The organism is Azospirillum sp. Marseille-Q6669 (assembly GCF_965111635.1).
The window spans coordinates 374541-390187 of record NZ_CBCOOP010000003.1 but is presented as its reverse complement, the minus strand read 5'-3'; the positions used below and the strand labels follow the sequence as shown (position 1 = coordinate 390187).

9 protein-coding genes are annotated in these 15647 nt (G+C 68.7%); 7 read left to right on the top strand and 2 right to left on the bottom strand.

What is annotated here, in order from left to right; genetic code table 11:
* The first annotated feature begins 6 nt into the window (after positions 1-6).
* The 3 genes from ACWPXE_RS19170 to ACWPXE_RS19160 all read left to right on the top strand — a co-directional run bounded on the left by ACWPXE_RS19170 (position 7) and on the right by ACWPXE_RS19160 (position 4320).
* Positions 7-936 carry an AEC family transporter gene (locus ACWPXE_RS19170; RefSeq protein ID WP_014238572.1) on the top strand — a complete coding sequence of 310 codons (930 nt, stop codon included), beginning with the start codon at positions 7-9 and terminating at the stop codon, positions 934-936.
* Positions 937-1482: 546 nt separating this feature from the next.
* On the top strand, positions 1483-2466 hold the full coding sequence (locus tag ACWPXE_RS19165; RefSeq protein ID WP_237904813.1) for a Bug family tripartite tricarboxylate transporter substrate binding protein: 984 nt from the start codon (positions 1483-1485) through the stop codon (positions 2464-2466).
* Between the two features lie 156 nt (positions 2467-2622).
* Complete coding sequence (locus ACWPXE_RS19160) at positions 2623-4320, top strand: methyl-accepting chemotaxis protein (protein ID WP_103040414.1); 1698 nt, start codon at positions 2623-2625, stop codon at positions 4318-4320.
* A gap of 119 nt (positions 4321-4439) precedes the next feature.
* Here ACWPXE_RS19160 and ACWPXE_RS19155 read toward each other — a convergent pair whose 3' ends face one another.
* Both ACWPXE_RS19155 and ACWPXE_RS19150 read right to left on the bottom strand, forming a co-directional pair.
* Positions 4440-5411, bottom strand: a complete 972-nt coding sequence (locus tag ACWPXE_RS19155; protein WP_237904811.1) for a Bug family tripartite tricarboxylate transporter substrate binding protein — start codon at positions 5409-5411, stop codon at positions 4440-4442.
* Between the two features lie 247 nt (positions 5412-5658).
* On the bottom strand, positions 5659-7326 hold the full coding sequence (locus ACWPXE_RS19150; protein WP_454019044.1) for an HD domain-containing phosphohydrolase: 1668 nt from the start codon (positions 7324-7326) through the stop codon (positions 5659-5661).
* Positions 7327-7545: 219 nt separating this feature from the next.
* Between ACWPXE_RS19150 and ACWPXE_RS19145 the strand changes: the two genes are divergently transcribed.
* The 4 genes from ACWPXE_RS19145 (at position 7546) to ACWPXE_RS19130 (ending at position 15600) form a co-directional block, all read left to right on the top strand.
* Positions 7546-12402 (top strand): NAD-glutamate dehydrogenase, encoded by a 4857-nt coding sequence (locus ACWPXE_RS19145; RefSeq protein WP_454019043.1) that lies wholly within the window; start codon positions 7546-7548, stop codon positions 12400-12402.
* Positions 12403-12530: 128 nt separating this feature from the next.
* On the top strand, positions 12531-14165 hold the full coding sequence (locus ACWPXE_RS19140; RefSeq protein WP_454019042.1) for a tetratricopeptide repeat protein: 1635 nt from the start codon (positions 12531-12533) through the stop codon (positions 14163-14165).
* A 69-nt stretch (positions 14166-14234) separates the two neighbouring features.
* Complete coding sequence (locus ACWPXE_RS19135; RefSeq protein ID WP_454019041.1) at positions 14235-14474, top strand: hypothetical protein; 240 nt, start codon at positions 14235-14237, stop codon at positions 14472-14474.
* Between the two features lie 100 nt (positions 14475-14574).
* Positions 14575-15600 (top strand): hypothetical protein, encoded by a 1026-nt coding sequence (locus ACWPXE_RS19130; protein ID WP_454019040.1) that lies wholly within the window; start codon positions 14575-14577, stop codon positions 15598-15600.
* Positions 15601-15647: the final 47 nt, after the last annotated feature.

The following is a 15647-nucleotide window of genomic DNA, read 5'->3' as shown; positions in this document are numbered from 1 at the left end:
GTCGCCATGACGCTCATCTTTCAAATCGTGCTGCCGATGTTCGTCCTGGTCGCGCTCGGCTTCTACGCCGGGAAATCGGGCAATTTCAGCAACACGGCGGCTCAGGGGCTGTCGCGCTTTCTCGGCATCTACGCCCTGCCGGCGCTTCTGTTTGCGGCGATGGCCAAGGCAAAGATCCCCGATCCCATCGAATGGGGATTCGTGGCGTCCTTCTTCGTCGCGGCCTTCATCATCTTCGGGCTGGGTGCCGCCTGGATGCTGTCCATCCGGCGGCGTGACGAGGCGGCGATCGGCGGCTTCGCCCCCTCCTTCTCCTCCATCGGCCTGCTCGGCGCGCCGATCCTGATGGACGCCTACGGATCGTCGGTGGCCATCCCGGTGATGCTGCTGATCCTGTTCCAGTCGCCGCTGCTCTTCACCACGGCGACGATGATCGCCGAGGCGCAGCGGACGGCGGGCGGACGGCCGGTCGTCGCCGCGGTCAACGCCGTCAAGGCGACCCTGCTCAGCCCGATGATCCTGTCGATCGTCGTCGGCATGGGCTTCAATCTGAGCGGCGTCCATGTGCCGGACGCGGTCATGAAGGCGGCGGACTACGCCGCGGCCACCGTTCTGCCCTGCGCCTGCTTCACGCTGGGGACCTCGCTGTCCTTCGGGAAGCTCTCGGGCAAGTTCGGCCAGGCGCTGGTCCTGGCGGTGATGAAGACGGTCCTGCACCCGGTGCTGACCTGGGTGCTGGCGGTGGAGGTCTTCCACCTGCCGCCGGACTGGCTGGCCCCCGCCGTGACCGCGGCGGCGCTGCCCATCGGCGTCAACGTCTACGCCTTCGCCGAGCGCTACCAGACGGGGCGGGAGCTGGTGTCGATGTCGCTGCTGCTGTCCACCCTGATGTCCCCGATCTCGATTTCCGTCGCCTTCATGGTGGCGATGGGCTGACGCGGTCATTTCGACGCAGGCTGTTTTCATTATGCGTCCATTTGACGCTTGTCACGCACGCTCGATCGCGCGGAACTCCAAGAAACCACGCCAGATAGAAAGCATTCGTCGAAAATCGCCCTGATTTCCAGATGCCCGATCCGGTCAGCACGATTGATACACGAATAGAGAGTCTGTATCTTCCACTTTGAAGCGTCAAAGACGCTTCCATTGGGTCGATTTGACAGCGCTGGGCCTATGAACCGCTCCTTTTCGCGAGAATGGCGACCAAACTCCGCCGCTGTGCCGGCAACGGGATCGGCCATCCACGAAGATAGACATACCGAAGTATGCGTTCATCAAAAGCAAGGCGATGACGGATCTTCGTGTCGTTCCTGACCCAACATTTCAATGCTGTCAAAATCAATGACCATCGATCTTTACGGGAATTTCAGAAAAGGAGGCCCAGCCTGTGTCCGCATCGGGACGGGCGGGATCTCCCGGGACCCCACCGTGTCCGCGGCCAAGGGGGTCTTCCGCAATAACGCAGGAAAGAAGGGCATCCAGATGATCATTCGCAGCAAGTTCCTGGCGCTGGCGACCGGGACCCTGGCGCTGGCCATGTCGACGACCGCTCTGTCGACGGCCCGGGCCGCCTATCCCGAGAAGCCGATCACCGTGGTCGTCGCCTACGACGCCGGCGGTTCGACCGACGTGACCGCGCGCCTGCTGGCTCCCTTCATCGAGAAGCATCTGGGCGGCACCCGGATCGAAGTGGTGAACAAGCCGGGCGCCGGCGGCGAGATCGGCTTCGCGGCCATCGCCGACGCCGCGCCGGACGGCTACTCCATCGGCTTCTGCAACACGCCGAACATGGTGTCGATCCCGATCGAGCGTCAGGCCCGCTTCTCGGCGGACCGGCTGGACGCGCTGGTCAACGTCGTCGACGATCCCGGTGTGTGGAGCGTTCCCGGCGACAGCGCCTTCAAGACGCTGAAGGACGTCGTGGAGCACGCCAAGGCCAACCCGAACACCGTCACCGTCGGCACCACCGGCGTCGGCTCGGACGACCAGCTCGCCATGCTGCTGGTGCAGCGCCAGGCGGGCGTGCAGTTCACCCATGTGCCCTTCTCCGGCTCCGCCGCCAACTACAAGGCGATGCTCGCCAAGAAGATCCAGATCAGCGGCCAGAACCTCGGCGAGGGGCTGCGCGGCCAAGCCTCCGACCAGATCCGCGTGCTGGGCGTGATGAGCAAGGAGCGCTGGAAGGCCGCCCCGGACATCCCGACCTTCGCGGAGCAGGGCTACCCGGTGCTGATGGCCTCGCTGCGCGGCGTCTGCGCGCCGAAGGGCCTGCCCGCCGACGTCCGCGCCAAGCTGGTGGACGCCGTCACCAAGGCCGCGACCGATCCGGAGTTCGTGGCGAAGGCCGAGGCCAAGGAGACCTTCCAGCCGCTGCGCGTCCTCGGCCCCGACGCCTTCGCGGCGGAACTGAAGCAGCTCGACACCGAGCTGAAGTCGCTGTGGCAGTCGTCGCCCTGGCTGAAGTGATCCGGGGCTGACGCGACCCGGGCGGGCTGGTCCGTCCGGGTCCGGCCCATCCGCGAAACCACCCGCCGCCGGCCGCCCGGCCTGCGACGGGTGCGGTTCAAGCCCCCCTGACCATCCGGCGCCAACGGACCGGCCAATGGTTGAAGCAGGTGCTCCATGACTTTCCTCAATCACCTCCACATTCCCACCAAAATGGGAATCCCGGCGGCGACAGCGATCCTGGGCATGCTTGCCATCGCGTTGCTCGGCGGCTCCGCCATCACGGAACAGTCACGCCTGCTGGACACGCTGTTCAACCGCTCCTTCACGCGGGAAGCGGATGTCCAGGCGTTGACCGACACGCTGACCGTCGCCCACGCCGGCCTCTACCGGACGGTGATCCTCAGCACCGCCAACGCCTCCCCCAAGGCGGTCGAGGATGAATCGAAGGCCCTGACCGAACAGATCACCAAGCTGAAGACCCAGGCGGATAAGATGAAGGGCCAGTCCGCCGCGACCGAGGAGGAGGGGCAGATCCTCCAGCGCTTCGGCTCCGACACCGCGGCCTATCAGGCGAAGGTGACCAGCTTCCTCGACCTGCTGAAGATGGGCGTCGATCCGCTCGACTTCCTGCAGGAGGTCCAGGCGGCCTACGGACGCCTGAACGGCACCGCCCGCGACTACCTGACCTACCAGCGCCAGCAGTCGGCCGACGCCTACGCCAACGTGAACGCGTCGGTCGACGCGACCACCCAGGCCTTCATCGCCTCGGCGATCGTCGCCCTGCTGATCACGGTGGGTGTCGCGCTGTTCATCGGCTTCAACATCGCCCGTCCGGTGGTCCGCCTGACCACGGTGATGGAACGGCTGGCCCAGGGCCGGCTGGAGGACGAGGTGCCCGCCGCCGAGCGCGGCGACGAGATCGGCCAGATGGCCCGCACCGTCCGCGTCTTCAAGGAGAACGCGCTGCGCGTCCAGGAGATGGCGCGCGAGCAGGAGGCCATGCGCGCCCGCGCCATGGAGGAGCAGCGGCGGGCCATGAACAGCCTCGCCGCCGACCTGGAGGCGTCGGTCAAGGCGATGATGGGAGAGGTGGTGCGCTCTGCCGACTCCATGCGCGGCGAAGCCAACGTCATGCTGGAGAACGCCCGCCAGACCAGCCACCACAGCGATTCGGTCGCCCACGCCGTGCAGGAGGCGACGAGCGAGGTGGAGAGCGTGGCCGCCGGCGCCGAGCAGCTCCGCGCCTCCATCGACGAGATCACCCGGTCCATCACCCAGTCGACCCAGCTCGCCCGCGGCGCGGTGGACGAGGCCGGACGGACCGACTCGATCGTCCAGGGCCTCAGCGAGGCCAGCCGGAAGATCGAGGAGGTGGTCGGCCTCATCAACAACATCGCCGGCCAGACCAACCTGCTGGCGCTGAACGCCACCATCGAGGCGGCCCGCGCGGGCGAGGCCGGCAAGGGCTTCGCGGTGGTGGCGCAGGAGGTCAAGAGCCTCGCCAACCAGACCGCCAAGGCCACCGACGAGATCGGCGCGGAAATCGCGGCGGTGCAGGCGGCGACCACCGCGGCGGTCAACGCCATCCGCGCCATCGTCAACACCATCCGGCAGGTGGACGAATCGCTCAGCACCGTCGCCGCGGCGGTGGAGGAGCAGGACGCCGCCACCCGCGACATCAGCGAGCGCTCGCAGCGCGCCGCCACTGACACGGTGGCCGTGCTCCAGGAAATGCGGCTGGTGCAGCAGGCGGCGGAAACCACCGGCCATTCCGCCGGCGCCGTCCAGACCACGACCGAGGAGCTGTCGCGCAGCTTCAACCGGCTGGACAACGAGATCGAAGCTTTCATCACCCGCATCACCGCGGCCTGACCCGGCCCGATACGGTGAGGACGCCGTAGCGTCCTCCGGCAGCGCCCATGAAAAAGGCCCCTCTTCCAGGTGGGAGAGGGGCCTTTTTCATGCGGCCTCGCCTGTTTGCTTTTCCCGGATCACTTCAGCCAGGGGAACTCGCGCCAGAGATTGCGGAAATCGCCGTCCAGCTCCTTCAGCTCCGCGGAGAAGGCTTCCGAATCGAGGATGCGCAGCGGCTGGTAGGTGTCGCGGGCCTTGCTCTGGAACTCCGGATCGTTGGCGGCCTTGGTCACCGCCTCTACCAGCTTGGTGCGGATCTCCGGCGGCAGGCCCTTCGGCGCGCCGACACCGCGCAGCGACGCCATGGTGATGTTGTAGCCCAGTTCCTTGAAGGTCGGCAGGTCGGGCGCCATGTCCCAACGCTGCGTGCTCATCACGCCCAGGATGCGGATGTTGTCGCCGCCGGCCTTGCCGCGCAGCCCTTCGCCCAGATTCTGGCCGCAGATCTGGGTGTGGCGGCCGAGCATGGAGCGGTAGTTCTCCGCGCTGCCCGGAAACGGCACGTGGGTGAAGCGGACATTCGCCTGCCGCTGGAGCAGCAGCATGCCCAGATGGTCGTCCGAGCCGACGCCGGTGGAGCCCAGCGTGATGGTGTTCGGGTTGGCCTTGGCCTGGGCAACCAGATCCTCCACCGTCTTATAGGGGCTGTCGCCGTGGACCGTCATGATCCCCGGGTCGTCGACGATGTTCACCAGCGGGTCCAGCCGGTCGAGCGTGAAGCGGGCGTTGCGCTCGATCGGGATGGTGACGACGTTCGGCGTGTTGATGAAGCCGATGGTGTACCCGTCCGGCGTGGCGTCGGCGATGGCCGCGAAGCCGATCTCCCCCCCGGCGCCGCCGCGGTTCATCACCACGATCCGCGCGCCGCCGCCCAGGTATTTCTCGATGAAGGGCGCCAGCATACGCGCGGTCACGTCGGTCGATCCGCCCGCCCCGTAGGCGACGATCATGGTGATCGGCTTCTCCGGGTAGGCGGCCTGGGCCGCCGTCGCGCCCAACAGCAGGGCACAGGAGGTCAGGAGGCTGGAAAAGAAACGTCTGGCTTTCATGGTCGGCTCCGCCAAATGCTGCCGCAAGATCACCACACGGGAGCGCCACCAAGGAACGCCTCTGTGGTATCGGTTGCGCAATTCATAGTAACACGATTTTTTGTACACAATAGTATTTAAGGCGCAACCGGAGTGAGAGAAACGGACACATTGCCGCGCCGCCCATCGTCACCGAAAGGCGACGGCAAAACGGCCTTTCCACCTGGGAAAGGCCGTTCAGTCCCGTTCCGTCACGCGGCAACGGAAATCAGTTGATCGGTTCGGCGCGGTTGCCGAACAGGGCGCGCAGCTTGCGCCCGATGGTCGCCACCAGCATGCCCTGGTTGCCACCCTCCGGCTTGGGGAACCAGTCCGGCTCCTCGGTCTGGATACGGCGGATCACCGTCAGGAACGCCTCGACCACCAGCGGGTCGAAATCCTTGCCCGCCCGCTCGGCGATCCAGGCGATGGCGTGCTCCACCCCCCAGGCCTTGCGGTATTGGCGGTTGGTGATGAGGGCGTCGAACACGTCGGCCACGGCCATGATCCGCGCCGACACCGGGATCGCCCCACCGCGCAGCCCTTCCATGTAGCCCGACCCGTCGTAGCGCTCGTGGTGGTAGCGTGCGATCTCCGCGGCGATCGACAGCAGGCTGCGCCCGCGCAGGGGCAGCGCCGCCTCGCTGAGGATGCGGTGGCCGATCACGGTGTGGCGTTGGATGGCGGCCATGTCGTTGTTCGCCAGCTCGCCCGGAATGCCCAGCGTCTCGTCCGACACGCTCAGCATGCCGACGTCGTGCAGCAGGGCGGCCAACCCGACCTTCTCCGCCAGCTCCTCGTCCAGCTCGTCGGCGAAGCGGCCGTGGATGCGCAGCTCGCGCGCGATGTCGCCGACCAGCCGCTCGATCCGCTGGAGATGGCCGGCGGCGGCGTTGTCCTTGTATTCGGCGAGCGACCCCATGGCGAGGACGGTGGCCTTCTGCGCGGTGTTCAGCTCCTCGAACAGCAGGGCGTTCTCGAAGGCGATGGAGCATTTGTTGCGGAACAGCTCCAGCAGCTGCCACTCGCGCGCGGTGCCCTCGTTGTTGTGGCCCTCGACGTAGATCATGCCGATGATCCCGCCATGGGCGCGCAGCCGCAGGGCGCAGTAGCCCGGCTCCACGATGGTTTCGGAACTCGGGCTCAGCCGCTCCAGCGCAGCGGCCACGTTGGGCTCGCCCAGCTCGGCGACGTCCACGTCCTTCCACTTGGCGAAGCGCCCGGTGGAGGCGCGCACGCGGATGCGGCGGTCGCGCGGCAGCGTGTCGCCCTGGATGCACAGCAGGGCGTGCCGCCCGATGCCCAGCAGCCCGACGACGCGCGGCAGGATGTTGGGGAACAGCACGTCCGGAGTGCGCATCTCCAGCAGGCCGGTGGTCGCCACCAGCATGCGGGCCAGCGCCTTGCGCCCGGCCGCCTGGGTCTGCAGGTTGAGGAAGGCGCGCAGCCGCGGGACGACCGCGGTGCGCAGCGTGCGCGCCGTCAGCCCGTCCTTCAGGCGGTAGTCGCTGACGTCGTGGCCCTCCACCACCACCTCCTCCGGCGCCCGCTCGGGATGGGCGGTGCAGACCAGGATGCGGACACGGCTGTTCCCCAGATCTTTGCGGATGTGGTCGATGAGGCCGAGCCCTTCCGGCACCCCCTCCGCCGCGGGGTCCAGCACCGGCTCCAGCAGGACGGCGGCGGTGCCGGGGTTGCGGTACAGCGCCTCCCGCGCCTCGGCGACGGTCGCGGCGGTCAGCACCGTCACCGGCGCCCCGTCCAGCGCGAAGCCGTCGAGCGCGGCGCGCGTCAGCCCGGCCAGCGCCGGATCGGGATCGACCACGAGGACGTGCAGGCGGGGCTTGGCGGGCGGAACCGGGGTGGCCTCCGGCGGGCGGGCGTCGTCGTTGGGCATAACCGTCTCGATGGTTGCGCGCGGTGCGCGCGCCTGCACAAAAAATACGCCCACTTCTCGATTCATTCAACTTTCATCGGTTTGGACACGAAGGGCTTCTCCGTAATAACCGCCTCTTCCGGTTACGCCCCTCCGCCTGTTGCCTGTCGCGGCAAATCGGCTACCCTTTGCCTACAACGGCGGCAAACCGCCGCAAAAAATCAGGGAAGGATTGGAGCGATGGCTCTCAGGGCCGAACAGCTCAAGGACGAGCTGACCGAAGAGGTCGTGCGGCAGGTTCGCGAGCGGCTGGGCCGCAGCCGCGCGGCACCGGCGGAGCGCTTCGTACGGCAGTTCTACGACAACGTCCCGCCCGACGACATCATCCAGACTCCGGCCGAGCAGCTCTACGGAGCGGCGCTGGCCATGTGGCAGTGGGGCCAGCAGCGCGAGGCGACGGACCGCGCCAAGGTCCGCGTCTACAATCCCCGCGTCGAGGAGCATGGCTGGCAATCCCACCGCACGGTGGTGGAGATCGTCAACGACGACATGCCGTTCCTCGTCGACTCGGTGACCGCGGAGCTGAACCGCCAAGGGCTGACCGTGCATCTGGTCATCCACCCCGTGGTGCGGGTCAAGCGCGACGCCGACGGCCAGCTGGTGGAGATGTACGAGCCGGCGGCGGCCCCCACCGACGCGGCCCCCGAATCCTTCATGCATGTCGAGGTCGGCGCGGTCACCGGCGCCGCCGCGCTGGAGCAGGCCCGTGAGGGGTTGGAGCGCGTGCTGGCCGACGTGCGCGCCGCCGTCGCCGACTGGCGGGCCATGCGCCAGCAGGTGCGCGCCGCCATCGTGGAGGCCGACTGCGCCCGCGCCGCCGTCCCGGCGATCATCCCCGACGACGAGGTGGACGAGGCCAAGGCCTTCCTGTCCTGGGCCGACGACGACCATTTCACCTTCCTCGGCTACCGCGAATACCGCTTCGAGAGCGGCGCCGACGGGGCGGACTCCTCGCTGGGTCTGGTCGCCGGCAGCGGTCTGGGCATCCTGCGCGACGACTCCGTCACCGTCTTCGACGGGCTGCGCAACTACGCCACCCTGCCGCCCGACGTGCGCGACTTCCTGCGCAACCCGCGCGTGCTGATGGTGACCAAGGGCAACCGCCCCTCCCCCGTGCACCGCTCCGTCCCGATGGACGCCATCCTCATCAAGCGCTTCGACGCCGAGGGGCGGATCGTCGGCGAGCGGCTGGTCGCCGGGCTCTTCACCTCCGTCGCCTACAACCGCAGCCCGCGCGAGATCCCCTATCTCCGCCGCAAGGTCGCGGAGGTGATGGAGCTGGCCGGCTTCGACCCGCAGGGCCATGACGGCAAGGCGCTTCTGCACATCCTGGAGACCTACCCGCGCGACGAGCTGTTCCAGATCCAGGTGCCGGAGCTGCTGGACATCGCGGTCGGCATCCTGCACCTGCAGGAGCGGCAGCGGCTGGCCCTGTTCGTGCGCAAGGACCCGTTCGAGCGCTTCGCCTCCTGCCTTGTCTACGTGCCGCGCGACCGCTACGACACCACGCTGCGCCGGCGCATCCAGTCCATCCTGGAGGCCGCCTACGACGGCACCTGCACCGGCTTCACCACGCAGCTGACCGAAAGCGTGCTGGCCCGCCTGCATTTCATCATCCGGACCGAGCCGGGCCGCGTGCCCGCCGTCGACGCCACCGATCTGGAGGCGCGGCTGGTCCAGGCGTCGCGCGGCTGGGACGACCATCTGCGCGACGCGCTGGTCGAGGCCCACGGCGAGGAGCAGGGGCGCACCCTGTTCCGCCGCTACGCCGACGCCTTCCCCACCGCCTACCGCGAGGAGTTCAACGCCGAGGCCGCCGTCTTCGACATCGAGCGGATCGAGAAGGCGACGGCCCAGGGCACGCTGGGCATCAACCTCTACCGCCCGCTGGAGGCCGAAGGGGACGAGCTGCACGTCAAGATCTACCACGAAGGCCGCCCGGTGCCGCTGTCCGACGTGCTGCCCATGCTGGAGCACATGGACCTGAAGGTGATCACCGAAGCGCCCTTCGAGATCGCCATCGCCGGCCACGCCGCGCCGGTGTGGATCCACGACTTCACCGCGCGCTCCCAGAACGGGCTGCCCATCGACTGCGCGATGGTCAAGGAGAAGTTCCAGGACGCCTTCGCCGCCGTCTGGGACGGCCGGATGGAGGATGACGGCTTCAACCGCCTCGTCCTGCGTGCCGGCCTGACCGCGCGGGAGGTGACGGTGCTGCGCGCCTACGCCAAGTACCTGCGCCAGGCCCGCATCCCCTACGGGCAGGACGTGGTGGAAAGCACGCTGGCCGGCCATCCGGCCATCGCGCGCAAGCTGGTCGCCCTGTTCCACAGCCGCTTCGACCCGGCCCGCCGCCCGCAGAACGATCCGGGGCTGGCCGCGGAGATCGAACGCGCGCTCGACGGGGTGAAGAACCTGGACGAGGACCGCATCCTGCGGCGCTTCCTCAACCTGCTGTGCAACACTCTGCGCACCAACGCCTATCAGAACGGCGCGGACGGGCGGCCCAAGACCTACCTCTCCTTCAAGATCGACAGCCGCCACATCGACGACCTGCCGCTTCCCCGCCCGATGGTCGAGGTGTTCGTCTACAGCCCGCGGATGGAAGGCGTCCATCTGCGCGGCGGCAAGGTGGCACGCGGCGGCATCCGCTGGTCCGACCGCCGCGAGGATTTCCGCACGGAGATCCTCGGGTTGATGAAGGCGCAGATGGTCAAGAACACCGTCATCGTGCCGGTCGGCTCCAAGGGCGGCTTCGTGGTCAAGCGCCCGCCGCCGCCGTCCGCCGGGCGCGAGGCGGCGCTGGCCGAGGGCATCGAGTGCTACAAGACGCTGATGCGCGGCCTGCTGGACATCACCGACAACCTCGACGCCGGGGGCGCGGTGGTGCCGCCGCCCGAGGTGGTCCGCCACGATGGGGACGATCCCTATCTGGTGGTCGCCGCCGACAAGGGCACCGCGACCTTCTCCGACATCGCCAATTCGGTGTCGGTGGACCACGGCTTCTGGCTGGGCGACGCCTTCGCGTCCGGCGGTTCCGCCGGCTATGACCACAAGAAGATGGGCATCACCGCCCGCGGCGCCTGGGAGTCGGTGAAGCGCCATTTCCGCGAGCTGGGGCACGACACCCAGACCCAGGACTTCACCGTCGTCGGCGTCGGCGACATGTCGGGCGACGTGTTCGGCAACGGCATGCTGCTGTCGAAGCACATCCGCCTGCTCGCCGCCTTCGACCACCGGCACATCTTCATCGATCCCGACCCCGACGCCGCGCGGAGCTGGGAGGAGCGGCAGCGCCTGTTCGACCTGCCGCGCTCCTCCTGGGCGGACTACGACGCGTCGCTGCTGTCCGCGGGCGGCCGCATCTTCGACCGCTCCGCCAAGTCGCTGGAGCTGACTCCGGAGATCCGCCAGCGCTTCGGCATCGCCAAGGACCACGTAACCCCGCTGGAGCTGATGCAGACCCTGCTGAAGGCCGAGGTGGACCTGCTGTGGTTCGGCGGCATCGGCACCTACCTGAAGGCGGCGGAGGAAACCAACGCCGAGGTCGGCGACAAGGCCAACGACGCGCTGCGCATCGACGGGCGGGACGTGCGGGCCAAGGTGATCGGCGAGGGCGCCAACCTGGGCGTCACCCAGCGCGGCCGCATCGAGGCGGCGCAGCACGGGGTGCGGCTGAACACCGACGCCATCGACAATTCGGCGGGCGTGGACACCTCCGACCATGAGGTGAACATCAAGATCCTGCTGAACGACGTGGTCGTCCGAGGCGACATGACGCTGAAGCAGCGCGACCAGCTGCTCGCCGCCATGACCGACGAGGTGGCCGGTCTGGTGCTGGCCGACAACTACCTGCAGAGCCAGGCGCTGACCGTCGCCCGCGCGCAGGGTCCCGACGCGCTGGAGGCGCAGGCCCGGCTGATCCGCTCGCTGGAGAAGGCGGGCCGGCTCAACCGCGCCATCGAGTATCTGCCCGACGAGGAGGAGCTGTCCGCCCGCATGGCCAACCGCGAGGGGCTGACCCGGCCCGAGCTGGCGGTGCTGCTGGCCTACGCCAAGATCACCCTCTACGACGATCTGCTGGCGTCGGACCTGCCGGACGATCCCTTCATGGCCGACGACCTCACCCGCTACTTCCCCAAGCCGCTGCGCAAGACCCATGCGGAGGCGGTGGGGCGGCACCGGCTGCGGCGGGAGATCATCGCGACCAGCGTCACCAACAGCCTCGTCAACCGCACCGGCCCGACCTTCGTCAAGGAGATGATGGAGAAGACCGGCATGGGGCCGGCGGACGTCGCCCGCGCCTACACCATCGTGCGCGACGCCTTCGGCCTGCGCTCGCTGTGGACGGGGATCGAGGATCTCGACACCGTCGTCCCGGCCGCGCTCCAGACCAGCATGATCCTGGAGACGGTCCGCCACATGGAGCGCGCCGCCGCCTGGTTCCTGGCGAGCTGCCAGCAGCCGCTGGACATCGCCCGCGAGACGGAGGCCTTCCGGCCCGGCATCGAGACGCTTCTGGCCGGTCTCGACAACGTGCTGGACGCCGAGGAGACGGCCCGCCTGACCGCCCGCGTCGCCTCCTACCAGGAGCAGGGCGTTCCCGCCGAGCTGGCCCGCCGCATGGCGGCGCTGCCGGTTCTGGCCGCCGCCCCCGACCTCGTCCGCATCGCCGGGCGCACCGGGCGCGGGGTGGCGGACGTCGCCGCGGTCTACTTCATGCTGGGCCGCCGCTTCGGCCTGGAGTGGCTGCGCGACAAGGCCGCCGCGGCGAAGGCGGAGAACCATTGGCAGAAGCAGGCGGTGGCCGCCCTGGTGGACGACCTGTTCGCCCACCAGACCGCGCTGACCACCCGCGTTCTGGAGGCGGTGGACCAGCTTCCCGCGGAAGCTCCCGTTGAGGCCTGGATCGCCCACCGCCGCCCGGTGGTGGAGCGGGTGGAGCAGCTCCTGTCCGAGCTGCGCACCCAGCCCAACGTCGACCTGTCGATGCTGGCGGTGGCGAACCGGCAGCTCCGCGGACTGACCGCGGGGTAAACGGCTTGAAACCCCTCGTCCGGCCCCCTTCGGGCGGGTCCGGACGAGGGTTTCCCATGCGTCCGCCCCGCTTTCCGGCTATGGTGCGGCCATTCCAAGGAATGTCCGCCCAACCGGAGCCCGCCGCGATGACCGACCCCCAGCCCACCCTGAACGACGCCATCCGCCTGCTGCGGACGAACGATCTGGGCGGGGCGGAGGCGGCCTGCCGGGCGATCCTGGCGACCGACCCGCACAACGCGCAGGCCCTGCACCTGCTGGGAGTCGTCGCCGCCCACACCGGCCATCCCGACGGCGCGCTCGACCTCTTCGCCCTGGCGATTTCCGAGGATGGCAAGGACCCGTCCTTCCACAACAGCCGCGGCAGCCTGCTCTTCCAGCTCGGCCGCGCGGCGGAGGCGGAAGAGGCGTTCCGCGCCGGCATCGCCCTCAACGACCGCCTGCCGGAGCTTCACGGCAATCTGGGCAACGCGCTGAAGGCGCTGGGCCGGCTGGAGGACGCCGAGGGCGCCTTCCGCGCCGCCCTGGCCCTGCGCGGCGACGCGCCGGAGATGCACAATTTCCTGGGCACCACCCTGCGCGAGCTGGGCCGGCTGGACGAGGCGGAGGCCGCCTTCCGCGCCGCGCTGGAACGGGCGCCGGAGTATCTGGAGGCCCGCTACAACCTCGCCGAGGCGCTGAGCACCCGCGGCGCCCTGGAGGAGGCCGAGGAGGCGTTCCGCATGGTGATCGCGGCGGCGCCCCGCTTCGTCCCCGCCCATGTCGGCCTCGCCCACACGCTGCAAAGCCTGGACCGCGCCAACGAGGCGGTGGAGGCCATCGAGGCCGCCCGCGCCATCGCGCCGGACCACCCGCTGGTGCAGTTCACCCGCCGGCTGATCTATTCCAACGCCGTCCCCGGCTGGCACCTGCCGATGATCAACGATTTCGAGCGCAACGACGCCTACGAGGCGGCGCTGAAGCGCGCGGTGACCCCCGACTCGCTGGTCCTGGAGATCGGCACCGGCTCGGGCATCGTCGCCATGATGGCGGCGCGCGCCGGGGCGCGGAAGGTGGTGACCTGCGAGGTGAACCCGATCCTCGCCCGCATCGCCCGCGAGACCGTCGCCAACAACGGCTACGCCGACCGCATCGACGTGGTGCCGAAGCTGTCCACCCGTCTGTCGGTGGGCGAGGGCGGCGACCTGCCGGAGAAGGCCGACGTCTTCGTGTCGGAGCTCATCAACATCGGCATGCTGGCGCCGCGCATGCTGTCGGTGCTGCAGCACGCGCGCACCCATCTGGTGAAGCCCGGCGGCGCGATCATTCCGCGCGCCTCGACCGTCTACGCTATGCTCGTGGAGACGCCGGAACTGGCCCGCATCAACCCGGTGAAGACCATCGGCGGCTTCGACATGTCGACCTTCGACGTGTTCCGCTCCCCCGGCTATCAGCAGATCGACCTCGGCGCCGAAACCCACACGCCGCTGTCGGCCGCCTTCACCGCGCTCGACTTCGACTTCACCCGCAACATGCCCGAGGAGGGCGGCCGCGAGATCGCCGTGGAGATCACGGCGGAGGGCACCTGCCACGGCGTCGCCTTCTGGTTCGATCTGCAGATGGACGAGGAGGTCGTCTACCACTCCGAAAGCCGGGCGCGGACGAACCACTGGAAGCAGGCGATGACCTATCTGGAGACGCCGATCCGCGTGCGTCCCGGCGACCGGCTGACCATCGTCGCCCGCTACGACAACAACCAGATTTCGTTCGGCGTGGGCGGCTGAGCGGACGCGCGCCTTCGGCGTTTCCCGCAAGCCGACGCCAGCCGACCGACGCCGAACCGGAGAGGATCCATGAGCACCGACAAGACGCCCGACCACAACCCCACCGCCCTCTCCACCCCCTTGCCCGACCTGTCCGATCTGGACCGGCAAAAGGCGGAGATCGAGGCGATCCAGGCGCAGATGATGGACTTGCGCGCGCGGATCGACACACGCCTGGACGAACGTCGCCCCACCATCGACGTCGTTCCGGTTCACCTCGACGAACCCGCGCCGTCCAATTCGCCCGCGGCCATTCGCCATACCGAATAAAGCTTCGCTCTTTTGACAACTTCCGCCTGAACGCGCTAGGCTTCCATCAACGAATGGCGGCAGCGACCGAAGTGCCCGCCTGGATGGTCGGGAGGGCCTCATGTCGATCAACCCGTCGAACGCGCCAGCCTCCGGCCTCAGCCTCGGTTTCAGTCTCAAGGCGGCACTGACCGTGCTGGGCGCTGACAAGGGAGCCCCGTCGCAGACCGCCGCCGGTCAGGCGGCGTCGGCCTCCGGCGGCTCGGCTGTCTTCGTCACCCTGTCCGTCGAAGCCCAGGCCTTCATGGCGACCACCACCGCGTCCAAGGCCGGCAAGACCACGACCAGTGCCGCGGCGGGGGACCCCTACGCCGCCTATTTCCCGATGCGGGACGGCAAGCCCGCCACGGCGCTGGCCAAGGCGGTGTCCGATCCGGGGGCAGTGTCCAGCTCGGCGGGCCTGAGCGGGCCGGCCATTGCCAAGGACGCCCGCGCCCGCATGGATGCGCAGTACGAGGCCATGAAGGCCGGCGGGAAGGCCTTCGACTTCGACAGCTTCGAGGGTCGGGACTGGTACTCACTGATGGGCGATCTCGACCGCCGCTCGCTGGAGGCGGTGCGCAGCAACGCCGGTGGCCACTTCTCCAAGCAGGAGCAGGACATCGCCCAATCGATCATGGCGCAGCAGGAGGGGCTGGCCATGGGCCTCTACAACGGTCCGATCAGCCAGGAGGCCAGCTTCACCGATCCGTTCCGCAGCGACGAGGCCGCAAGGATGAAGGCGAACCTCACCTTCCTGGACGCCGTCGGCCCCGAGGAGAAGACCTCGACCGAATGGGCGACACGCCGGGCGTCGGCGCAGGTGTCCTACGAAATCCACACGAGGGAGAAGGGCGATGAACCGGAAAAGCTCGACAGCGACAACCCGCTCGCGACCCTGATCAAGCAGGCGATGGACCGGTCGCAGTCCGACCCGCTGCGGCACATCCCCAAGACACCGGACGAGTTGAAGACACAGGCGTGGTTCAAGGGCTTCGAGTCCCGACTGGACGCCACCGCCGCCCGGAACGTGGCGCAAGGCATCGCCCAGGGCATGGCGCTGGCGAAAGCCACCACGCCGGCGGCGGACTCCGCCAAACCGGCGTAGCTCCGCCCCCGGGTTGGCATTCCCGGCCACTTTGCCTAGAGTGGGCC

Excerpts from the sequence above, each read along its gene's own strand:
- ACWPXE_RS19150 (WP_454019044.1), bottom strand. The coding sequence starts at position 7,326 with ATGCCCAACGACGACGCCCGCCCGCCGGAGGCCACCCCGGTTCCGCCC.
- ACWPXE_RS19155 (WP_237904811.1), bottom strand. The coding sequence starts at position 5,411 with ATGAAAGCCAGACGTTTCTTTTCCAGCCTCCTGACCTCCTGTGCCCTG.
- ACWPXE_RS19145 (WP_454019043.1), top strand. The coding sequence starts at position 7,546 with ATGGCTCTCAGGGCCGAACAGCTCAAGGACGAGCTGACCGAAGAGGTC.
- ACWPXE_RS19135 (WP_454019041.1), top strand. The coding sequence starts at position 14,235 with ATGAGCACCGACAAGACGCCCGACCACAACCCCACCGCCCTCTCCACC.
- ACWPXE_RS19140 (WP_454019042.1), top strand. The coding sequence starts at position 12,531 with ATGACCGACCCCCAGCCCACCCTGAACGACGCCATCCGCCTGCTGCGG.
- ACWPXE_RS19165 (WP_237904813.1), top strand. The coding sequence starts at position 1,483 with ATGATCATTCGCAGCAAGTTCCTGGCGCTGGCGACCGGGACCCTGGCG.
- ACWPXE_RS19130 (WP_454019040.1), top strand. The coding sequence starts at position 14,575 with ATGTCGATCAACCCGTCGAACGCGCCAGCCTCCGGCCTCAGCCTCGGT.
- ACWPXE_RS19170 (WP_014238572.1), top strand. The coding sequence starts at position 7 with ATGACGCTCATCTTTCAAATCGTGCTGCCGATGTTCGTCCTGGTCGCG.
- ACWPXE_RS19160 (WP_103040414.1), top strand. The coding sequence starts at position 2,623 with ATGACTTTCCTCAATCACCTCCACATTCCCACCAAAATGGGAATCCCG.